Source organism: Cellulomonas oligotrophica, from assembly GCF_013409875.1.
Taxonomy (GTDB): Bacteria; Actinomycetota; Actinomycetes; order Actinomycetales; family Cellulomonadaceae; genus Cellulomonas; species Cellulomonas oligotrophica.
Window position 1 is genome coordinate 2675484 of sequence record NZ_JACCBK010000001.1, and the last position, 21384, is coordinate 2696867.

Genomic DNA, 21384 nt, shown 5'->3' on the forward strand with positions numbered 1-21384 from the left:
CTAGGGGTGGGGTGTGACGAGGGACAGACCGGGAGGATACGGGCGTGTGAACGCCGCCGGGGTCACTCTTCCGGGTCGGCGTCCCCACCCGTCCGGGCGATCGCCTGCGCCCGCCGCAGCACCGCGTCGAGCATGGGCGGGGTCAGCCGCCCGGTGAACGTGTTCTGCTGGCTGACGTGGAAGCACCCGAGCAGCGTCAGCGCGTCGGGCGCGCCTGACCTGCGCAGCGTCACCTCCGTGCCGTGCGCGAACGGCGGCCGCGGGCGCGGCACCGCCCAGCCCTGCTCGGCGAGGGTCGCCAGGACGGCCTGCCAGCCGAACCCGCCGAGGACGACGACCACCCGCGGCGCCACCAGCGCGAGCTCGCGGTCCAGCCACGGCCCGCACGTGCGGCGCTCCGCGGGCGTCGGGGCGTTGGCGGGCGGCGCGCAGCGCACCGGTGCGGTCACGCGCACGCCGTGCAGCTCCAGGCCGTCGTCGCGGGCGACCGAGGTGGGCTGCGACGCCAGGCCGACCCGGTGCAGGGCGGCGAACAGGAAGTCGCCGGACCGGTCGCCGGTGAACATGCGTCCGGTGCGGTTGGCCCCGTGCGCGGCCGGCGCGAGCCCGACGACGAGCACCCCGGCGGCCGGGTCGCCGAAGCCCGGCACGGGACGGCCCCAGTACTCCTGCCCGCGGAACGCGGCCCGCGGGTGCGCGGCGACGTCCTCGCGCCACGCCACCAGGCGCGGGCACGCGCGGCAGCCGGTCACGGCGGCGTCGAGGGCGGCGACGTCGCCGCACGCGGCAGCTGCACGGGCCACGGAGGACGCGTCGTGCGGCGCGGCGTCGTGCGGGGATCCTCGTCCGGTCACCCCGGCATCTTCCCCGACGGCCGCCCGTTTACCACTGGGCGCACGTCCATGTCGTCCCGGGACGGGTGTTTCGCGGGTGAAACCCGTGCTGCGTCGCGGCGCCCCACGCTGGGACGTCGGCGCGGATGACCGAATCGTCGAGATCGCGGGAGCGCCCCGGTCCCTTGCCCCACCGTCGTGCGGTTCCTACCGTGGTCCGCGATCACGACAAGGCACACCCGTCGCGAGGCGGGGCCGCAAAGCCATGGGACCCACGTGGTCAGCCAGGCTGCCGAACGAGGGGGCGTCATGCACGCTGCGCGCACGCATGTCCGGAAGCTGTTCACCACCGGCGTCGCCGTGGCGCTCGCCGCGGTCCTGCTGACCCCCACGGGGGCGTCGGCCGCCGGCCCGCCGGACGTGGCGCCCGACGAGGGGATGCTGTTCGGCGCGTTCGTCGCCAAGCGGTCCGAGCCCACCGTCGAGGCCGCCTACGCCGGGTTCGAGCAGAAGATCGACCGTCGTCTCGACCTGCAGCGCACGTACAGCCTGTGGGACGACACCATGCCGCCGCCGATCGTGCAGGCCGGCCTGGCCGAGGGCCGCACGCCCGTGCTGTCGATCGAGCCGCGGCTGCGCGACGGATCACGGCTCTCGTGGGCGTCGGTCGCGCGCGGCGACCACGACGCCCGCATCCGCAGCCAGGCCGCCGGGATCCGGTCGCTCGGCGTCCCCGTCTTCCTGACGTTCCACCACGAGCCCGACTACGCGCCCGCCCACGGCACCGGCGCCGAGTTCCGGGCCGCGTGGCGGCACTACGTCGAGACGTTCCGCGCGCAGGGCGTGACCAACGTGGTCTGGACGTGGATCGTCACGCCGACCGTGTTCATCAGGACGACCTCGGGGCCGACGGCGGCCGAGTTCTACCCCGGCGACGACGTCGTCGACTGGCTGGGGCTGGACGCCTACAACTGGTTCGGCTGCGCGTCGCACGTGCCCGCCGCGTGGCGGCCGATGGCGGAGATCGCCGGACCGTTCCGCGAGTTCGGGCGGGCCCGCGGCAAGCCGCTGATGCTCGCCGAGTGGGGCTCGTCGGAGGACCCCGCCGACCCGTCGCGCAAGGCCACGTGGATGCGCGAGTCCATGCAGACCCTCGCCTCCTGGCCCGAGATCAAGGCCGTCGTGTACTTCCAGCAGCACGGGACCTGCCCGTGGTGGGTCGACTCCAGCGCGACCTCGATGAGCGGGTTCAAGGACGCCGCCACCATGCCGGCCGCGCACGGCGTGCCCAGCGCGTGGCTGCAGCCCTCGACCGTGCACGGCGCCGCCCCGCTCGCGGTGGGCTTCGACGTGTCCCGCAGCGCCGGGTCCCTGTCCCCGACCGGCACCGGCGTCGCGTCGTGGCGGTTCGAGCCCGGCGACGGCTCCGCGGCACGCACCGGCACCGGCACGCCGCCGTCCGACCTGACCCACACCTACGCCACGGCCGGCACCCGCACGGCCCGGCTCACCGTGACGGACGCGCGCGGCCTCACCGCGGTCGACACCGTCAGCATCAGCGCGGTCGCCCTGCCCACGCTGTCCACGTCCGCCAAGGCCATCACCACGACGAGCAGCGACCTGACCGCGTGGGTCAACCCGAACGGCCTGGCCGGCAGCACGCGGTTCGAGTGGGGCACCACCACCTCCTACGGCACCAGCACGACGTCCTCGGTGCCCGCCGTGACCTGGGCGGCCACGGTCGTGGGCAGGGCCACCGGCCTGACGCCGTCGACGACCTACCAGGTCCGGGTCACCGCCACGACCGCCGCGGGCAGCACCGTGCGGACCACGAGCTTCAGCACCGCGGGCAGGCCCACGACGGCGAAGTCCTGGGCGTCGGGCACCACCCGCACCACCACGACCCTCGGCGCCAACGTCAACACCCGGCACGCCGCGAGCACCGTGTGGTTCGAGCACGGCACGACGTCCGCGCTCGGCAGGAGGACCGCGGCCGTCACGATAGCCGCCGTCGGGTACGACCTGTCGACCACGGCGCCCGTCAGCGGGCTCGCGGCGGCGACCACGCACTACTACCGCGTGGTCGCCCAGAACGCCCACGGCACCACCTACGGCCCCGTGCAGACCTTCCGCACCACGTCCTGACGGCCGACGCGTCGTCGCCGCCCGCCCGCACCCCGGGCCGGCGGCGACGGCGCCTCCGGTCAGCCCACCACCGACGCCCAGCGGGCGGCGCGCACCACGTGCGCGGCGAGCGCCCGGGCGTCGGCGTCCGCGCGCGAGCCCGCCGGCACCGGCCCGGGTCCCGTGAGGTCGTGCCACCGCCGCACCGGGGCGACCGCGACGTCCGCGAGAGCGGGCACCTCACGCGCGGCGGCCGCCAGCACCCGCACCCCCGCCCGCCCGCCCACGGGCACGACCACCGTGCGACGGTGCGCGTCCGGGTGCGCCGCCCGCAGCGCCGCGAGCGCCGCCCCCGCCCGGGCCGGCCCGTGCACGTGCCCGCCGCACACGACGACCGCCGCCGCAGCGTCGGCCAGCAGGTCGACGTCCTGCGTCAGCGCGTGCGGCCCCGCGTCGTGGACGACGAACGCCGGGTCAGCGACCCGCCCGCCGCCGCCCGCCCGGGCCCGCACCTGCCCGCCCGCGTGGTCGAGCAGCGCACCGCCCAGCGCGCGGTGCAGGAGCACCGCCACCGTCGTCGTCCCGACCCCGCCCGCCACGCCCGCGACCACGACCCGCGCCCCCGCGACCACGGGCACCGCGAGCCACCGCGCGACCTCCGGGGCGACGGGCGCGCCGGACGACGCGGCCGGGGGTGGCGCCGCGACCGCGGGAACCGCGCCGGTGCGCAGCTCGCGCCGCGTCGGCCCGGTCACTCGCCGTCCTGCACGACGCACACCCCGCCCAGCCGTGTCGCCATCTCCTGCGCCACCGCCAGCCCGGCACGGCCCGCGTCGCCCCACGGGGCGACCGCGTCGACCCACCAGAACGGCTCGGCGGTCCACCCGGGCAGCGCCGTCAGCACCGGCAGCAGCCGGCGCACCTCGTCCGGGCCGTCGACGCGCCGCGGCTGGGACAGGCTCAGCACCGCGGTGCCCGCCTCCGGTGCCGGGTCGTCCGGGTCGGACCGCACCACCTGGTGCACGCCGCCCTCGTGCAGGCTGCGCAGCGTCAGCTCCGGGTCGACGGCCGCACCCGCCTCGACCAGCGCGAGCGTGCCCGGCGGCACCGGGGCGAGCAGGACGATCTCACGCGGCACGAGGACCTCCGGGGACGTGGGCGACCTGGACGAGGGTGGGCTGCTCGCCGCGACGCAGCAGGCGACCGCGCCCCGGCGGCATCGGCTCGGCGTAGCGGCCGGGGAACACCTGCCCCTCGCTGCGCTCGCCCGACATCAGCAGACCCGTGCCGCCGGTGTCCCGCAGCGCCTGCAGCACCGGGTCGTACATGGCGCGCGTCGCCCCCGCGACCGGGCGGGTCAGCAGCACGTGCAGCCGCAGGTCACGGGCAGCGGGCAGGTGCGCGAGCAGCGGGCGCAGCGGGTCCGTGCCGCCCGAGGCCAGGATGTCGTAGTCGTCGACGACCACCACGATCCGCGGGCCCGCGCCGCCCGTGCCCCGGCCGGCGAGCTCCTGCGCGACCGCCGCCGACAGGTCCAGGGCCAGCGGCGCGCTGGTCGCCCGGCCGCCCAGGTAGTCCTCCGGGCACACGTCGGCGAGCGTGCCGCGCGGGTCGTACAGCGCGACCACCAGCTCGTCGGGCGTCGCCCGCTCCACCAGGCCGGCCACGACCGCCCGCAGGAGCGTCGTCTTGCCGCACCGGGGGTCGCCCAGCACGAGCAGGTGCTGGTCCCGGTCCGCGAGGTCCAGCAGCCACGGCGTCATCGAGTCCTGCCGCAGACCCACCGGCACCCGGTCCGGCTCGTCCAGCGCGTCCGGCAGCAGCGCGGGGTCCAGGTCCTCGGGCAGCTGCCGGATCGGCGGTGCCGCGACGTCGCCGAACCGGGCCCGGCTGTCCTGCGCGAGCCGCACGAGGGCCGCACCGACCGACCCGACCTCCGCACCCGTGCCCGCACCGTCCCCGTCCTCGCCGCCGACGTCCGCGAGGTCCAGCACCGGCAGGGCCACGTGCGCGAACAGGCTCGCGTCGGTCAGCGCCCGCCCCGGCTGGTCCGCGCGCAGCGTCCCGGCGAGCTTGCGGCCGATCGTGGAGTCCGACGGGTCGTTCAGCCGCAGCTCGACCCGGGTGCCGATGAGCGGCTGCGACTGCATCCGCACCTCGTTCCACCGCGTCATCGCCGCCACCACGTGCAGACCGAACCCGCTGCCGCGCTGCAGCAGCTCCGTCAGCGGGTCGTCGAGCTCCTCGAACTCGGTGCGCGTCGCCCCGATCCCGTCGACCAGCAGCACGACGTCCGCGGTCGCGAGCTCGGGCACCCGCCCCGCGGCGTGCTCGGCCCGCAGCATCGCGAGCGAGTCGATGCCGTGGGCCGCGAGCGCGCGCTCGCGGGTGGCGAGCATGCCGTGCAGCTCCTCGAGCAGCCGCCGCAGGCGGTCCCGGCTGGCGCGCGTCGCGACGCCGCCGACGTGCGGGAACGCCTCGATGCGGGCGAGCCCGCCGCCGGTGAGGTCCATGCCGTAGACGGCGACCTGCCGGGGCGTGTGCGTGCGCGCCAGCCCCGCGGCCAGGGACCACAGCAGCGTCGTCCGGCCCGACTGCGGCGCACCGACGACGGCCACGTGCCCGCCGGCCCGCGTGAGGTCCAGCACCCACGGGTCCTGCCGCTGGCGCGCCGGGTCGTCGAGCAGGCCCAGGGGGACCTGCAGGTGCCCGCGCGGGCCGGCCGCGTCGAGCACGGTGCCCAGCGCCAGGCGGGCGGGCAGCGGGTCGAGCCACACGGGCCGGGTCGCGTGCCCGGCGTGCGCGAGCTGGTCGACCACCACGTCGACGACGGTCGCCCCGACGGCCGGGCGCACGAGCTGCGGCTCGGCGGACGCGCCCTGCACGCCGTTGGCGGCCGCGACGCCGCCGTGCGGGGGCAGCAGCCACGCGCGGCGGTCCGCGTCGGGCGTCGGGCCGGTGTCCTCCCCGCTCGGCACGGGTCCGGACACGTACCCCGAGCGGAAGCGCGTGTACACGCTGGTGTCGACCTTGAGGTACCCGTACCCGGGCACCGCGGGCAGGTGGAACGCGTCGGGGGTGTCGAGCACGACGCTGGACTCCGCCTCGGAGAACGTGCGCAGGCCCAGGCGGTACGACAGGTACGTGTCGAGGCCGCGCAGGCGCCCGGCCTCGATGCGCTGGCTCGACAGCAGCAGGTGCACGCCGATGGAGCGGCCGATGCGCCCGATGCTCAGCAGCAGGTCCACGAAGTCCGGGTCGGCCGTGAGCAGCTCGCCGAACTCGTCGATGACGACGAGCAGGTGCGGCAGCGGCGGCAGCTCGGGCCGCTGGGCGCGCAGCTCGCGGTAGTGCGTGATCGACGGCGAGCCCGCGTCGCGCAGCCGCTGCTGGCGGCCCAGCACCTCGCCGGCGATGGACGCGCGGGCCCGCTCGGTGAGCCCCGCGTCGTCGGCGAGGTTGTCGATGAGCCCGGCGACGTGGGGCAGCCGGGCGAACGGCGCGAACGCGGCCCCGCCCTTGTAGTCGACGAGGATCATCGCGAGGTCCTCGGGCGGGTGCGTGACCGCCAGTGCCGTGACGAGCGTGCGCAGCATCTCGGACTTGCCCGACCCGGTGGCGCCGACGCACAGCCCGTGCGGACCCATGCCGAGCTGCGCGGACTCCTTGAGGTCCAGCAGCAGCGGGGCGCCGGTGTCGTCGACGCCGACGGGCACGCGCAGGAAGTCGCCGGGGGAGCGGGGCGCCCACGTGCGGGTGGCGTCGACGGCCGTGACGTCCTCGACGCCGAGCAGGTCGGCCACGCCCGCGGGGCCGCCGGGCCCGTCGTCCGCCGACGCGGCCGCCGTCAGGCGCAGCGGCGCGAGCGTGCGCACGAGGCCCTCCGCCAGCGGCACGGGCACGACGTCGACGGCCGCCCGGACCGCGGCCTGCTCCTCGTCGCGCAGGTCCTCCACGAGCACCGTGCCCGCGTCGTCGACCGTCAGGCGCACGGACGCCTCCGACGGCTCGTCGCGCCGGTCGGCGAGCAGGTGCACGACGGTGATGCCGAGGGCCGCCGGTCCGAGGGCGGCGTCGAGGGTCGGCAGCTCACGGGCCACCTCGCCGTGCTCGTCGGTCACGACCAGCAGGCGCGGCCCGTAGGCCGACGCGTCGCCCGCTCCGCCGCCGCGGCGGGCCTGCGCGGCGGCCTGCGCGCGGTCCACGAGGTCGCCGCCGAGGACCCGCGCCAGGCGTCCGAGGTCGGGGGCGACGCGCCGGGCCGGGACGGGGCCGTCGCGCAGCCGCTCGTCCACGAGGTGCGGGGCCGCGTCCAGCCACGCCCAGTCGGCGGTGCGCCCGGAGGCGGCGGCCACGGCGACGTGCAGGTCGTCGGGCGCGTGCAGCGCGACCGCCTGCGTGAGCAGCGCCCGCACCACGGCGAGCCCCGCGTCGCGCGGCCCCACCACGGCCACGTGGCCGGCCCGGTCCAGCGGCACCGTCACCGGCATCTGCGGCACGCGGGTGTGGCGGGCGACGACGGCCTGCGCCTCCGCGGCCATCGCCGGGTCGTACGGCTGCGTGGGGTTCGTGTCCGCGGGCAGGTGCAGGCGGAACCAGGGGCGGTCGCCCGTGCCGACGCGCAGCTCGAGGAAGTCGGTGTCGCCGCGCCGCCGCTCCCAGCGGCGCTCGGGGTCGCGGACCACGTCGACCAGCGCGTACGGGTCCGGGTGCACCGTGGACGCGGCCTCGCGGGCCTCGCGCTCCGCGTCGCGCAGGTCCGCGCGCAGCTCCTCGAGGTGGTCGAGGTAGCGCTCGCGCTGCGAGCGGCGGGTGCGCGCAGCCTGACCGCGGCTGCTCAGCGCCATGCCGACGCCGCCGACGAGGGCGACCACGAGGATCATCACCGCGATCAGCACGAACAGCGGGTTCTGCCGCATGACCAGCATCATCGTCATCGACCCGAGCGCCCCGACGACGGGGAAGACCGCCTGCAGCGGCGCGCCCGCCGCGCTCTCGCCGAGCTGCGGCGGGGGTGCGACGTCCACCGGCGGGGGTGCGGCCAGCGGCCGGACCATCCGGGTGGGCCGGTGCACGAGGGAGCGGGTCACGCGTCGACCCCCAGCCGTGCGCCGGGGTCGGACGCGAGCGCGAGCAGGCGGGCCGCCACGTCGGACCACGCGGTGCGGACCGCGGTCCCGGGGACCGTCGGGGTGCGCGGGTCACGGGCCGCCAGGTGCGCGTCGTGCGGCACCACCAGCGTCGTCAGCCCGGCGGCGCGCGCCAGCGACGCGTCCCGGTCCCCCGTGCGGGCCACGTCGACGGCCAGCAGCACCACGGCGGGGGCGTGCGGGGCCGTGGCCCACGCGGCAGCCCGGGCCACGGCCCGCTCCAGGGGCCCGCGCTCGGTGCGGGTGGCGACCACGAGCACGTGGTGCTCGGCCGCGACCCGCGCGGTCTCGGCGTCGGAGCGCACGCCCCAGTCGGTGAGCACGACGTCGAAGAACCGCCCGACGGGGTCGACGAGCTCGCGCCACCGCTGCGGGTCGGGCGGCCACGGGGCGGACGCGGACCCGTCGCCGAGCACCGCGACGCCCGTCGGGCCGTGCGGCAGCCGGGCCCGCACCTGCGAGCCGCGGCTCGCGCCGCCGCCGGCGTGCAGCGACGCCGCGTCCGTGGTCCACGGCAGCGGCGCGTCCAGCGCGAGCGCCGCGCCGAGCGCCGCCGGGCCGCGCGCCGCGTCCACGGCGAGCACCCCGCCGCCGCGCCGGCGCGCCAGCACCGCGGCCGATCCGGCGACGGTCGTGGTCGCTCCCGCGCCCCCGTCGACCTGGACGACGCCGACCCGCCGGCTCGTCGAGACCGGGCGGCGCATCGCCGCGTCGGCGTCCGCGAGCCGCCGCGCCAGCGGACCGGTGCCGCGCGCCGCGAGCGCGACGGTCTCGAGCACGCGCATCAGAACACCTCGAGGAGCTCGCCGTACACGCCGAGCACGCCGAGGAGCACCGGCAGCAGCGCGACCACGAGGAACAGCTCGACGAGGTCGCCCGTGCGCCGCCAGCGGGCCCGCTGCTGCCCGGACGGGCGGGCGGCCGCGACGACGGCGACGGCCAGCGCCGCGGCGAGCAGCGCGCCGGCCGTCAGCCACGGCTCGGTCGGCCCGGCGACCAGGACGGCCACCACCACCGGGGCACCCGCCGCGGCCCACAGCACCACGCCCTGGACGGCGAGCGGCAGGCTGCGGGTGCGCAGCGCGGCGACGGCGACGACCAGCGCACCCAGCGACGTCGCCCCCCGGTCGGGCGAGACCAGCAGCGCCGTGGCCGCGGTCGCGAGGCTCGCCGCGACGGCCACCGTGCTCCACGTGAGGCCCCGGTACGCGTCGTCGAGCGAGCGCTGCACACGCCGCCGCGCCGGCAGGGCGCCGTCCAGGACGGCGTCGTCGAGCGCGGTCAGGCCCGACGCCGTCATCGCGTACCCCGGCAGCAGGCCCAGCGCGACGGCGGCGACGACCGCGACCACCGCGTCCGCGGCCACCGGCGGCACGAGCAGGCGCAGGGCCAGGTGCAGGACCGTGAGCCCCGCACCGGCGAGCGCACCCGCGAGCGTGCCGCGGTCCCGGCCGCCGACGCCCGCACCGGCCGCCAGCACGCACCAGGCGACGGCGGCCGCCACCAGGGCGGACGGCAGGGCCGGCAGCAGCCCGGCACCGGCCACGCCGAGACCCACGACGGGCGCGGCGCCCAGCCCCGCGGCGGTCAGGGACCGTGCGCCGTGCACGCGGCCCGAGCGGCCCACGCCCGCGGCGGTCGCGCCGCCGAGCAGGGCGACGGCACCGGCGCCGACGGCCGCGGCGAGCTCCTGCCCGGCCGCGACGAGCACCGTCCCGGCCGCCGCGACGGCCACGGCCACGGCCACGGCGGCGACCCGCTGGCGCACGTCGACGTCCCACCGGTCGGCGCGGGCCGCGAGCTCGTCCGAGGCGACGTCCGTGACGTCCGCGACCTCCGGCGGCGGCGGGGCTGCTGCGGCACGCACCACGCGCAGCACCTCGCCGTCGGCGAGCTGCTGGGTGGTGGCGTCGAGCGCGAGGTCGACCTGCTCGCCCGTGGCCCGCACGAGCGCCGTCGTCTCCGGCTGCAGCCGCGGCGCCTCGTCGACGAGGTCGAGGAGCTGCGGCAGCAGGGCCGCGAAGCCCTCGTCGGACGGCACGACGACCTCGGCGCGCCGGGTCTGGCCGACGAGCGTCAGGCGGGTGAAGGACGTCACGGGCTCACCTCGGAGGTCGGGACCGTCGCGGTCGTGCCGCGCAGCGAGCCGGCGTTCGCCTGGACGAACGCGTACCCGGCGCAGCCCGCGCACACGACGGCGGCGAGCACGGTGCTGCCCACGACGCGCCGGACGTTGTCGTTGGTGGTGCGGCGCGCCCGAAGGTCGCCGTGCAGGAACGCCGCGCGCAGGCGGGCGCGGTGGACCCGCACCGACTCCAGGAGGATCGCGTCACTGTCGCGAGGCACGCCACACCCCCTCGGGCCGGGCCACGCCGAACGCCGCACGGACCCGCTCGGGTCCGAGCCACGCGGTCACCGCGTCGAGCGCTGCCCACCCGTCCTGGTCGGGGCCGCCCAGCGCGAACCACAGGCCGGGCACGCGCGGGCGCCCCACGACGCGCGCCCCGAGCCGCGCGACCGCGTCGTCGACGTCGAGCGCCAACTCGCGCACGCCCGGGGGGCCGAGCAGCAGGCCGAGGGGCACGGGCGGGGCCTCCAGCACGGAGCCGAACGTGAGGTCCGCACGCCCCTGCCGCCCCATGACGAGACCGAACAGCGGCATCTGCTGCATGGCGAGCGTGCCCGCGACGTCCCCGAGCGACGCGACCGCGGCGGCGCTGGCGGGCGAGCCGGGAGCCCCGACGCCGAGCACGAGCTGCGTCGTCTCCTCCAGCCCGTGCGCGGTGCGCGTCGCGCGCAGGGTCCCGCTCAGCGGGTGCGCGACCGACCCGGCGAGGACCACCGTCGTGTCCCGCGGCATCCGCTCGCGCGCGGTCTGCGTGATCGCGGCGCGGTCCCACGCCAGCCCCGCGGGCTCGTGCAGCCCCCACCCCGTCGGCGGCGCCCCCGTCAGCGTGGTCGCGAGGAGCTCGGCGGTCGCGCCCAGCACGGTCGTCGCCGCGGCCTTGTGCCGCACCGACAGGCTCACGACGAGCTGCGTCGCCTGCGGCGTCGACGGTCGCAGGAACCGCACCGCGACGTCCGCGGGGTCCTGCGGGGGAGGCGTCGTGAACGCGTCGGCGACGGCGTCGAGGCGGCGCCCGTCGATGCCGTCGCGCAGCGTGCCGTCGATGCCCCGCACCACCCACGCGCCGCGCGCGTCGAGCAGCGCCTCGCGCATCGGGTACGTCAGGCGGGTGACCTCGTCGCTCACCAGCAGGGGGCGGCGGCCGGCCTCGACGCAGCGCACCAGCAGGTCCGCGCGGCCCTCCGACAGGTACGCGACCGTCGCGCGGGTCTCGGTCAGCACGACCTGCGGCGACGACCGGTCGACGTACGGGTGCGGCGGCGCGGGCCGGACGTCCGCCGTGGCGCCGGCCGTGCGCGGGTCGGGTGCGCTCACGGCTGGGCCCCCTCGACCGTCAGCACCCGGTCGCCCAGCACGATGCGCGAGCCGACGGGTGCGACGAGCTCGTGCCCCGCGCGCAGCAGCGTGCGGCTGCCCCGCACCTCCAGCACGGTGCCGTTGGTCGACCCTCGGTCGACGACCCACAGCATCCGACCGTCCCAGCGCAGCCGGGCGTGCGTCTTGGACACCGAGCGGCTCAGGTCATGCAGGGGCAGCAGGTCGGCGTCGGGCTCGCCCGCCGCCGGTGCGGGGTTGCGACCGAGCAGGGTGGTGCCGGTGACGGTCACCGAGCCGCCGTCGTCCAGGCGCAGGCGTGCACCGCGTGCGGGTGCTGCCGGTCGCGGCGCAGGAGCGACGGGTGCCGGATCGACGGGTGCCGGGTCGACGGGTGCGGCGTCGAGGGGCGGGGGGACGACGGGCGGGGGGACGACGGGCGGGGCGGGCGGCACGGGCGCGGGGACGGCAGGTGCGGGGGCCAGGTCCGCTGCGACGACCGGGGACGGGACCGTCGGCGCGCGGTACCCGTGCGTCACCGCGGGCGGCGCCTCGAGGTGCGCGTCGCCGCCGCCGAGCACCGACGTCGTCGCCGGGTCGCGACCGGCGCGCACGTCGACCACGACGACGTCCCCGACCCACCGGGCCGGGCCCCCGGCCACGCGCGGCGGCAGGCCCGTCACGGTGTCGACCGCCCGCCCACCGGTGAGCGCGAGGCCCGGGGTCCGGCCCGTCCGCACCCACGCCGCGACCAGCGCCACCACGAGGGCGGCCGTCAGCACGGCACCCGTGACCGCGGGCACGGCCCGGCCGGGCCCGCCGACCAGCACAGCGACGACCGCCCCGGCGGCGAGCGGCGTCAGCGCCAGCACCGCGTCGGCCAGGCCCGCGACCACCCGCGACGCCGCACCGGCCGGGACGCAGCCCGCCAGCGCCAGCGGCAGGTCCGCCCGTGCGCCGAGCAGCGGCGACGCGCACCGCGGGCAGACCTGCGCGGTCGCCCGCACCGGTGCCGCGCACACCCCGCAGGAGACCACCGAGCCGTCCGTCATCCCCCGGTGCCTCCCGTCGTCCTGGTCGTCACGCTGCCGTCGGCCACGTCGTGGTCGCGCCGTCCCGCGTACCCGTGCGCATCCAGGAGGATACGGGCGAGCCACCCACGGGGCCCTCCTGGCCCGGCGCCGTCACCCGGACGCGTCACCCGCCCCGGCGGACCGATGACGCGCCGCGGACCGCCGCGGTTGCCGTCGAGCGTCGCACGGCACGCCTAGAGCGGGACCTCGTCGACCTGCTCGACCACCGCGTCGAGCTCCGTGGCGTCGACCCACGCCTCCCAGTAGGTGTTCTCCGGCGTGCCGACCTCGGGCTCCGCCGGCGGCGGGTACGTCCACCCCTGCACACGGCACCGCCCGTCGCGCACCTGCACGACCTCGACGTCGTTCCCGCGCCACCGCGCACGGGTCGTGACCCGCACGATGCGGGCCACGTCACCACGCGGCACGAGCCGCGTCCACCGGCCCGACGCGAGGTCGTCGAACCCCGGGGGCCGCGTGCCCTCGGGGGCGACGAGCCGCACCTGCGGCTTGTTGGCCGACACGATCGCCCACGTCTGCCCGCCGTGCTCCGCGTACGGGCCGGACGCCCGCACCTGCCCGCCCGTTGCGCTCACCGGTCGATCCTCGCAGAGCCCACCGGCTCAGCGCCGCCGCCCGAGGCGCAGCACCTTGGCCGGGCCGGGAGGTGAGGGTGGGGGCAGGGTCGTGCGTGGGGGGCGGGGCGTGGACCACTCGGTGAGGTCGAGGTCGTGGACGACCTCGACGATGTCGGTGACCTGGTCGGTGCGCAGCCGTCCCCAGGTGCGGTACTCGCGCTGCTCCTCCTTCAGGTAGGGCGGTCGCCCGGTGGTGAAAGCCGTGAAAGGTGGGGTCTTGTGGGGCGACCACTCCACGTCGAGCACGTCGCCACCGAAGGAGGGGTTCGTGAGGAACAACGGGTACCCGTCCGGGCCGAGGATCCAGGTCTCGACCTCGTAGAGCCTCTCGACCTCCTGCCACGACACCGCGCCGATCCCCGTGTCAGGGTGAAGCGGGTCCGGCTCGAAGCCCTCCTCCATCGGTGCGCCCGGCGGGAGCGAGATCCCGACGCCAGCATCTCCACGTCCGACGGTCGCGATGCGCTCGACGCCGTTCACCACGGCGTAACGGCCTGCGCGGAGCGCACGCACTACCGGCTCGCTCGCGCCTGCGTTCCGCCGCGGGCGGACGGCGGGAGGCGAGGAGGCCGAGGAAGCGACCAGTGCCCCGGCAGCGGCTCGACGGGGACCTCGTGCTCCGCCTCGGTGACGGTGGTGAGCTCGTCGACGGGCACGTGGCCGCGGTAGCCGACGTCGGGGTCCTCGTGGAGCCTGCGCGCAGCGGTGCTGCCGGGCAGGGCCGTCGCGTGCGCCGAGCCGGTCGGGGCGAGGTCCGGCGCCCAGACGATGTCGGCGGTGCCGTCGGGGCGGACGGCGAGCACCTCCACGGGGTGCTCGCCGAGCCAGTACGCGGACGTCGCGACGAGCACGAGGCGCGAGCACTCCACCCGGGCCACCTCGCGGACCCAGTGCCCGCCACGGGCCTCCCGCCAGGCAAACCCCGGCCCCGGGGCCTGCGGGCCCCAGCCCAGCAGCGCCACACGAGGGCTGTCCCGCGTGAAGGCGGCGGGCCAGAGCTGGTCACCGACCTGGGCGTAGCGCCCGGCTCTCACGAGACGTGCACCCACGTGGTTCCGTCGAAGATCGCGACGACCGTGGTGGAACCGTCAGGCCGGATCTGCCACATCTCCGCACCCGTCGGGATGTCGAGCGCCGTGCGCCCGAACGTGAACTCGGGTGCGTAGAGACTCCCGGTGCCCCCGAACCCGTTGCCACGGTGGGGGTTGGCGCCGTCGATGGCCTGTGCCATCTGGAACGACCGGCCGCCGTTGGCGTCGGCGAAGTCGTACCAGGCCTGCTGCCGGTCGCCCTGGTGCGGCATCGACTGGATCTCGTCGAACCGCGACCGCCCCGACCCGTCGAGAGCCGGCTGGAAGAGCGCGTCCCGCAGCACCTCCAGCGGCTGGTTGGCCTGGTGGGTCGTGTCGGTGACGAGGGACGGGTGGTCACCGGCGTGGAACCGCACGCCGAACATGGACGTGTCCCCGGTGAACGTCGAGTTCACGTAGTTGAGCCCGAGGTCGTGGTAGAGCCGCGACGTCGGCAGGCCGGTGACGTCGGCGACCCGCGCGACGTAGCCGGTGAGCCGCTCCGGCGCGGCCGTCATGTCCACGGCCGAGGTTCCCGCACGGGGTCCCGAGGCGTGGGTCCAGGTCGCGGCGTCGTCCAGGTGCCGCACGAGCCCAGGCTCGACCAGAGAGTCGAAGTAGGTCGCCCCCAGGAGGTTGCGCACCTGCTCCGGCGGCAGGATCTTCTGCGCCACGTCGTCCGCCGCGATCGGAGGCATGGCGTCGCGGACCTCGAGCAGGGTGTGCAGGTCCGAGCGCGAGAGACGGTGCAAGGGCTGCGACACCATGCGGTCGAACTCGCCGCGCGACAGGCCCCGGTCGGCGAGCTCGCGGGTCAGCGCGTCCTCCCAGCGCGGTGCTGCCGCCGCCACGGCATCGCTCATCCGCACCTCGAAGGCGTTGCCCGCCGCGTCGTGGACGACGTGCGGTGCAGGAGCAGGAGCAGGTGCGGGCCCCGAGGACGCGGGGTCGACGGCTGCGGACGCGGGGTCCACGGGGTCGACCGGGTCGCCCGGGGTCGTCGCGGGGTCGCCCGGCGTCGCCGGAGGGGCGCCGGAGGTCGGCGGGTCCAGGGGGTCGACGACCGCGCCGGGCGGGAGCGTCCCGTGGGGGGCGCCCGCCGGCGGGGTGCTTCCCGTCGGTGCTCCTGGCCCTCCGGCCGGACCGGTGAAGGGGTGCGTCGGTCCGGTCGGTCCGGTCGGTCCGGTCGGTCCGGCTGGCCCCGCCGGGCTGCCGGGGCCCGGCTGCTCGACGATCGGGTGCCACGTGTCGTCGCGGAAGACGGCGGCGATCTCCTGGGTGCCGTCCGGGCGGATCCGCCACAGCTCGGCGCCCTCGGGCACCTCGACCTTGGTCGGGCCGTAGCTGAGCTCGGGGGAGTAGGAGGAGCCCTCGCCCGAGAACCCGTTGCCGCGGAACGGGTTGTCACGGTCGAGCGCACGGGACGCGTCGAAGCTGGTCGACGGGTCGTTCGCGTCGATCCACGCCTTGATCGCGGCGTCACGGGCCGCCGGGTCGGTGATCCGGTAGATGCTGTCGGGCATCGACGCCATGGCGCGCAGCGTCCCGTCGGGCACGCCGGGGAGCGTCGCGGCACCGCCGGACACGGGGATGGCGTCGCCGCCGCGGTAGCGGACCGCGAACACGGACTCGTCGTTGGGGAAGGGGCGCGACGGGTCCGGGCTGAACGGGCTGCCGTCGTAGGTCAGGCCGAGCTGGTGGTAGATCTGCGCGGGCGTCGCCCCGGTCACGTCGGCGGCCCGCGAGACGAATCCGCCCAGCTCGGTGAGCCGCGACGTGGGCAGCGCGCCCGCACGCGTCAGCAGGTCGGGCTCCATGAACCGGGCGGCGTCGTCGTCCAGCAGGTCGAGCGCCTGCTGCGGCGTGATGACCTTCTGCAGCACGGTGTCCGCCTCGACCGGCGGCATCGCGTCGCGGATCGCGACGAGCGTGTCCACCTGGGCGGGCGTCAGGTCGGCGACCGGGGTCTGCAGCAGCTCGCGGAACTGCGTGCGCGTCAGCCCGTGGTCGTCGAGGAGCTGGGGGAGCACGTCGGCGAACGAGCCCTGTCCGGCCACCAGCGCGTCGGAGGTGTTGACGACGTGCGGGTTGCCGCTGCTGTCGATCGCGATCCGGTCGCCGAAGGGGTCGCCCGGGTCGCCGGGACCGCCGGCGCCGGGACCGGACGGGTCGACGGGGTCGATCGGGTCGACCGGGCCGCCGCCCCCGCTGCTCGGGGGTGCGGGGTCGCCGGGGGAGCCCGGCGCGCCGGTGGACGGGTCGCCCGACGAGCTGCCCCCGCCGTGACCGCCCGGGCCCGAGGGGCCGCCGCCCGACCCGGGTGCTCCGCCGTGGCCGCCCCCGCCGGTCGTGGGGGTGTGCGAGCCGCCCGTGGGTGCGTCCGTGCCGGTGCCGGGGTTGCGGACCGTGCCCGGGTCGAGCAGGTCGTCGGCGCCCGTGCCGACGCCGCCGGGCGTCGTCTCGACGGGTCGGCCGTCGGTGCCGACGAGCTCGCGCACGGGCGCGGGCACCTCGACGGGCACCTCCGTCTCGGGGCCGGAGTGGACCACGGCGTCGGGGTCGCGGAGCACGGGGGCGCTGCCGCCCAGGTCGCCGAGGTCGTCGAGACCGCCGGTGGGCAGCGGGCTGGTCCCGCCCGGCAGGTCCAGGCTCGGCGTCGAGAAGTCCGGGACACGCAGCAGGTCGCCCAGGCCCTCGGCGGACAGGCGCACGGCCGTCAGCGCGTCGCCGAGCTTGGGCAGGACGGCCTTGCCGCCCATGATCCCGAGGGCGATCGGGTCGGTGAAGTCGACGATCTTCGCGCCCTTGGCGAAGAGGTTCGCGACGCGGCCGGACGTGCTGGCGGCGGTCGCGGCACCCTTGGTGCCGCTCACGGCGGCACCGGCGGGGATGACGATCGTCAGGATGTTGAAGCCGGCGCCACCGGCCGCGCGGGCCGGGTCCTCGGACCACATGTCCCAGGCCACGAGGCCCTTGCCGAGGCCGAGCCACGCGTCGCCGGCGGTGCCCCACGTCCAGTCGCCGCTGTGCATGTCGTAGCCGATGAGCGAGCCCATGCCCTGCCACGACGTCTTCATGGTGTCCCAGGACCACGACCAGTCCTGCACGCCCACGAGCATGCCGAGGCCGGTGACGGTGCCCCACAGGCCGTCGACCACGACGCCGTCCCACACGAACCGCTTGACCTGCACGCCCGCGGACTTGGGGCAGTGGTCCTTGCGGTCGACCTCGCTGCCCCACGGCATCTCCGCGTCCGTGGGCAGGGCGTCGACGCCGTACTCGAGCCCGTTGTCGAGGCCCGCTGCCGCCTGCCACGGGGCAGCGCCGTACAGCGCCCGGATCGCGTTGGCGCAGGTGCGCTCGGCCTCCCAGAGCTTGACCTGCTCGGCGTTGACGCGGGCGATCAGCGCGGTGTTCTCGTCGACGAGGTCCTGGTCGTACTCCCACTCGGCGTTCGAGGCGATGCGCGAGCGGAACCCGTACGCGTCGCGCTTGACCGCGGCGAGCGCCGTCTTGATGGGCCGGATGTCGTCCGCGAACCGGTGCAGCGCGGCGGCGACGGCCTCGACGTCGTCCCCGAACTCGCGGGCCTTCGTCTCGACCGGGTCCATGACCGCGAAGAGCGTCGGTGCCTCGGGCGCCTCGTAGTGCGTCGACAGCGGGCGCCACTGCGTCAGGGCGTCCGCGCCGGACTGGCGCACGGTCGCCCCGGCGGCCGCGATCTGGTCGGCCGCCGCGTCGACACCGTCCGGGTCGAGGTCGTCGCCGGGGATCGCGGAGGGGTTGATCCCCGACGCGTAGCAGACGTCTGCGGTCACTGCTGGGCCCCCGGGGGAAGCGTGAAGGTCGCGGCTCCGTCGGCGGCGGTCGCGGCGGCCTGCTGCTGCTGGGTCGCCATCTCACCGTCGCCCGTGACGTACCACATGGTCGCGGCGGCCGCGCCGCCGGTCGCGGCGCTGATCCGGTTGCCGATCGCCTCGAGCGTCGGCGTGTGGTGCTCGAACAGCCCCACGATCGCGTCGCCGATGACCGGGCTCCCGGCGGTCGCCGTCACCGCCGTCTCGACCTTCGCCGGCAGGCCGTCGACGGCGCCCGAGAGCGTGGCAGCGACGGTGCCGACGTTGGTCAGCACCGTCTGCACGCCGTCCGGCGAGATCTTCCATCCCTGGACCGGCATGTCAGCCGATCGAGTCGACGGCCGCCTTGGCCTTCTTCAGGGTGTCCTGGGCGGTCGCGTCGTTCTTCTCGAGCGCGCCGCGCAGCGTGCGGATGATCGTGCGGACCTCACCGGCGACGGTGTTCCACCGGGCCTCCTTGCCGGCGTAGTCCTCGGACACGCCGGTGGCCTGGTAGTCCGCCATCGCGGCCTTGACGTCCTTGTCGCGGGCGTCGATCAGCGCCTCGAGGCGCGCCGCGACGGCGTTGAAGTTGTCCTGCGCCGACTGGGACGCACCCAGGTCGAAGTCACGGCGGTCGGTGTTTCCGGCCATGGTCGCTCTCCTCGTCTCAGGCCCGCGGGGCGCCGAAGCGCGCGGCGTCGAAGGCCGAGGAACCCTCGGCGGCTCGGGTCTCGTCGGACATCTGGGTGTCGCCCTCGACGTACGAGCGATCCATCCCGGAGATGCCGGAGAGGACCGCGCCGAGCGCGCCGTTGAGGTCGCTGGCGATGCGGTCCGTCTCGGACTTGAACTTGTCGAACGCGGCCCGGCCGGCGCCGTTGAACTTGCCCTCGAGCGGCTCCGCGGCGGCGGAGAGCTCGCGCACGAGCGCCCCCAGGTCCTCGCTGGAGCTCGACGTGCGCTTGGTCAGCGTCGCGAGCGTGTCCGACCCCATGGCGAACTTCACGGGTGTCCCCCTCCGGTGCGTGTGCGGTGCGTCAGGCATCCTGGCACACGGATCGGACATGGTCCCGTCCTGGCCCCCAGGACCCCACGATCGGGCGAACCGCCCAGACCGTACGCCCGGCGTCAGGCCGTGGCGCCCGGCCAGGTGCGGGGCGCGAGCTGCGTGGGGGTCACCTCGGCCAGCCGGTCGGTGGGCACGGTCGCCTCGTACACGCCCGCGTCGACCTTCGGCAGGCGCAGGCCCTCGGCGAGGTCGGCGTCGTGCCCGACGTACGAGACGCGGGAGACGGTCGTCCCGGGCGCCTCGTCCCACTGGTCGACGACGCGCATCTCCAGGCCGTTCCAGCGGGCCGTGACCATGAGCTCGAACATGGCCTCGACCTCGGCCAGGGGAACCACCCGGCGCCAGCGGCCGGCGTCGGTGCGCGTGAAGCCCAGGGCGGCCGGCGGCTCGACCTCCGAGGCGAGCACCACCTCGTCACCGACCGGCTCGGCGTTCAGGGTCGTCCCGCGCCACCGGGCCAGGGGGCCGACGTACCGGGGCAGCCGCGGGCTCGTCGGGGGCGTCGCCCGCGCGGCGTCCCCGACCCAGCCGGTGGCGACGTCCGCGAACGTGGCGAGCCGCTGCTGCGTGCCGTCGGCGTGCACGCGCACCAGCTCGGCGCCCGCGGGCACCCGCGTGTGCGTCAGCCACCACAGCGGCACCACGTGCCCCGGCGCGTCGACGAAGCCCAGGCCCGTGAACGGCGGGCGGTCGACGAACGGGCCGCCGGTGCGCGCGCGCCCGGCCTGGTCGACCCCGCCGGTCGCGTTCTCGGTCCGCGACGTGGCGTGCGGCGTGAACCGCAGCACGTCCACGTGCGCGACGTCCGGCGTGACGGGCGAGCCGGGGAAGCCCAGCCCGTGCGCGACGAACAGGTCCGCGGGCGCGCCCGCCCACGCCACGTCCGCGGCCTGGACGACGAAGCCTGCGACGCGGTCGTACCCCTGCCCGAGGTACGCCTCGCTCGTGCGGGGCAGGACGGCCTTCTGCAGCAGGGCCACGGTGCGATCTCCGGGGGTCGACGGTCGACGGCGCGCCGCGCCCGACCGGTGGTCGGTGCGGCGCACCCAGTCTGCCCTGCGCGGCGGCCCCGGGCGCCAGCCGCGCGCCGGTGCGTCACCCGCGCGGCGGCCGCGGCGTCAGAACCGGTCGGGGTCGCCCGCGCCCGAGCGCACGACCTCGGGCGTGCCGGACGTCCAGTCCACCACCGTGGTCGGCTCGGTCCCGCAGTCGCCCGCGTCGACGACGGCGTCCAGCACGGCGTCGAGCTCCTCCTTGATCTGCCAGCCCTCGGTCATCGGCCACTCGGCGCCGGGGACGACCAGCGAGCTCGACAGCAGCGGCTCGCCCAGCTCGCGCAGGATCGCCTGCGCGACGGGGTGGTCGGGGATGCGCACGCCGACCGACCGCTTCTTGGGGTGCGCGAGCCGGCGCGGGACCTCGGGGGTGGCCTGGAGGATGAACGTGTACGGGCCGGGCGTCGCGGCCTTGATCGCGCGGAACGCGCTGTTGTCGAGGTGCACGAGCTGGCCGAGCTGGGCGAAGTCGGCGCACACCAGCGTGAAGTGGTGCTTGTCGTCCAGGTGCCGGATCCGCCGGATCCGCTCGAGCCCGTCAGGGTTCTCCACGCGCGTGCCCAGGGCGTACATCGAGTCGGTCGGGTACGCGACGACGGCGCCCTCGCGCAGCAGGGCCACGACCTGCGCGACGGTGCGGGGCTGCGGGTCGTGCGGGTGCACGTCGAGGTAGCGGGCCATGACGTCAGGCTAGGACGTCGGCGGGACCTCCGCGCCCCGCACGACCCCGGTGCCCGTCGTCACGTCGGGCACCGCCGACGGCGTCGCGGTCACCAGCAGCGGCGCCGGTCCGGGCTGCGCGGGGCCGACGGCGCGGGTCGCCGGCACCGGCACGCGGGCCAGCGCCGCGTCCACGCCCCGGGCGGCGAGCCCGAGGGTCGCGCCGAGCACCGCGGCGGCGAGGACCGCGACCGACTTCGTGAGCGTGGTGAGCACGACCGACCTTCCGACGACCTGCGAGGACACCCCGAGCGGGGCACGACCCCATCCTGGCGGCTGCCCGCAGGCGGCGACACCGGGATATCCCCCGGCCCCGACCCCGGGTCCACCCCCGCAACGCTCAGGGGGCTCCCAGGGTTCCTCACCGATGC

At 76.8% G+C, this 21384-nt stretch carries 20 protein-coding genes and 1 riboswitch; of the genes, 1 reads left to right on the top strand and 19 read right to left on the bottom strand.

Annotated features, from left to right (window positions below; genetic code table 11):
• Nucleotides 1-62 precede the first annotated feature (62 nt).
• Nucleotides 63-854, bottom strand: a complete 792-nt coding sequence (locus BKA21_RS12155) for a uracil-DNA glycosylase (RefSeq protein ID WP_170209029.1) — start codon at nucleotides 852-854, stop codon at nucleotides 63-65.
• A 201-nt stretch (nucleotides 855-1055) separates the two neighbouring features.
• A riboswitch (cyclic di-GMP riboswitch) is annotated at nucleotides 1056-1130 on the top strand.
• Nucleotides 1131-1142: 12 nt separating this feature from the next.
• Between BKA21_RS12155 and BKA21_RS12160 the strand changes: the two genes are divergently transcribed.
• Complete coding sequence (locus BKA21_RS12160; protein ID WP_140459366.1) at nucleotides 1143-2978, top strand: PKD domain-containing protein; 1836 nt, start codon at nucleotides 1143-1145, stop codon at nucleotides 2976-2978.
• Nucleotides 2979-3037: 59 nt separating this feature from the next.
• Here the strand turns inward: BKA21_RS12160 and BKA21_RS12165 are convergent, their stop codons facing one another.
• From BKA21_RS12165 to BKA21_RS12250, 18 genes are all read right to left on the bottom strand, one after another.
• A complete protein-coding gene (locus tag BKA21_RS12165; protein WP_140459367.1) occupies nucleotides 3038-3712 on the bottom strand; it encodes a hypothetical protein in 675 nt (224 codons plus the stop codon).
• The gene (locus tag BKA21_RS12170; protein ID WP_140459368.1) at nucleotides 3709-4095 is read right to left on the bottom strand and encodes a hypothetical protein; all 387 of its coding nucleotides are present in this window, start codon (nucleotides 4093-4095) and stop codon (nucleotides 3709-3711) included. The genes BKA21_RS12165 and BKA21_RS12170 overlap by 4 nt, the downstream gene beginning before the upstream one ends.
• Nucleotides 4085-8047, bottom strand: coding sequence for a type VII secretion protein EccCa (gene eccCa, locus BKA21_RS12175; RefSeq protein WP_140459369.1), 3963 nt, complete (start codon nucleotides 8045-8047; stop codon nucleotides 4085-4087). Before eccCa ends, BKA21_RS12170 begins: the two co-directional genes overlap by 11 nt.
• On the bottom strand, nucleotides 8044-8892 hold the full coding sequence (locus BKA21_RS12180) for a hypothetical protein (RefSeq protein ID WP_140459370.1): 849 nt from the start codon (nucleotides 8890-8892) through the stop codon (nucleotides 8044-8046). The genes eccCa and BKA21_RS12180 overlap by 4 nt, the downstream gene beginning before the upstream one ends.
• The gene (locus BKA21_RS12185) at nucleotides 8892-10205 is read right to left on the bottom strand and encodes an EsaB/YukD family protein (protein ID WP_170209030.1); all 1314 of its coding nucleotides are present in this window, start codon (nucleotides 10203-10205) and stop codon (nucleotides 8892-8894) included. Before BKA21_RS12185 ends, BKA21_RS12180 begins: the two co-directional genes overlap by 1 nt.
• Nucleotides 10202-10453 (bottom strand): hypothetical protein, encoded by a 252-nt coding sequence (locus tag BKA21_RS12190; protein WP_179625365.1) that lies wholly within the window; start codon nucleotides 10451-10453, stop codon nucleotides 10202-10204. The genes BKA21_RS12185 and BKA21_RS12190 overlap by 4 nt, the downstream gene beginning before the upstream one ends.
• Entirely contained in the window at nucleotides 10437-11549 is a 1113-nt protein-coding gene (locus tag BKA21_RS12195) for a DUF6177 family protein (protein WP_140459372.1), read from the bottom strand. Before BKA21_RS12195 ends, BKA21_RS12190 begins: the two co-directional genes overlap by 17 nt.
• Nucleotides 11546-12601, bottom strand: coding sequence for an FHA domain-containing protein (locus tag BKA21_RS12200; RefSeq protein WP_140459373.1), 1056 nt, complete (start codon nucleotides 12599-12601; stop codon nucleotides 11546-11548). The genes BKA21_RS12195 and BKA21_RS12200 overlap by 4 nt, the downstream gene beginning before the upstream one ends.
• 215 nt (nucleotides 12602-12816) lie before the next feature.
• A complete protein-coding gene (locus tag BKA21_RS12205; protein WP_140459374.1) occupies nucleotides 12817-13218 on the bottom strand; it encodes a UCP033725 family protein in 402 nt (133 codons plus the stop codon).
• A 27-nt stretch (nucleotides 13219-13245) separates the two neighbouring features.
• Nucleotides 13246-13608, bottom strand: coding sequence for a hypothetical protein (locus BKA21_RS12210; protein WP_179625366.1), 363 nt, complete (start codon nucleotides 13606-13608; stop codon nucleotides 13246-13248).
• A 164-nt stretch (nucleotides 13609-13772) separates the two neighbouring features.
• Nucleotides 13773-14294: a hypothetical protein gene (locus BKA21_RS12215; RefSeq protein WP_140459376.1), complete on the bottom strand. Its 522-nt coding sequence runs from the start codon at nucleotides 14292-14294 to the stop codon at nucleotides 13773-13775.
• A complete protein-coding gene (locus BKA21_RS12220; RefSeq protein WP_179625367.1) occupies nucleotides 14291-18148 on the bottom strand; it encodes a hypothetical protein in 3858 nt (1285 codons plus the stop codon). Before BKA21_RS12220 ends, BKA21_RS12215 begins: the two co-directional genes overlap by 4 nt.
• Nucleotides 18145-18507 carry a DUF6507 family protein gene (locus tag BKA21_RS12225; protein ID WP_140459377.1) on the bottom strand — a complete coding sequence of 121 codons (363 nt, stop codon included), beginning with the start codon at nucleotides 18505-18507 and terminating at the stop codon, nucleotides 18145-18147. Before BKA21_RS12225 ends, BKA21_RS12220 begins: the two co-directional genes overlap by 4 nt.
• Before the next feature lies 1 nt (nucleotide 18508).
• Nucleotides 18509-18820 carry a pore-forming ESAT-6 family protein gene (locus BKA21_RS12230; protein ID WP_140459378.1) on the bottom strand — a complete coding sequence of 104 codons (312 nt, stop codon included), beginning with the start codon at nucleotides 18818-18820 and terminating at the stop codon, nucleotides 18509-18511.
• A gap of 16 nt (nucleotides 18821-18836) precedes the next feature.
• Nucleotides 18837-19175, bottom strand: coding sequence for a hypothetical protein (locus tag BKA21_RS12235; protein ID WP_140459379.1), 339 nt, complete (start codon nucleotides 19173-19175; stop codon nucleotides 18837-18839).
• Nucleotides 19176-19297: 122 nt separating this feature from the next.
• Nucleotides 19298-20218: a hypothetical protein gene (locus BKA21_RS12240; RefSeq protein WP_140459380.1), complete on the bottom strand. Its 921-nt coding sequence runs from the start codon at nucleotides 20216-20218 to the stop codon at nucleotides 19298-19300.
• A 138-nt stretch (nucleotides 20219-20356) separates the two neighbouring features.
• Nucleotides 20357-20974, bottom strand: coding sequence for an L-threonylcarbamoyladenylate synthase (locus BKA21_RS12245; RefSeq protein ID WP_140459381.1), 618 nt, complete (start codon nucleotides 20972-20974; stop codon nucleotides 20357-20359).
• Nucleotides 20975-20983: 9 nt separating this feature from the next.
• A complete protein-coding gene (locus BKA21_RS12250) occupies nucleotides 20984-21229 on the bottom strand; it encodes a hypothetical protein (protein WP_140459382.1) in 246 nt (81 codons plus the stop codon).
• Between the last annotated feature and the right edge of the window lie 155 nt (nucleotides 21230-21384).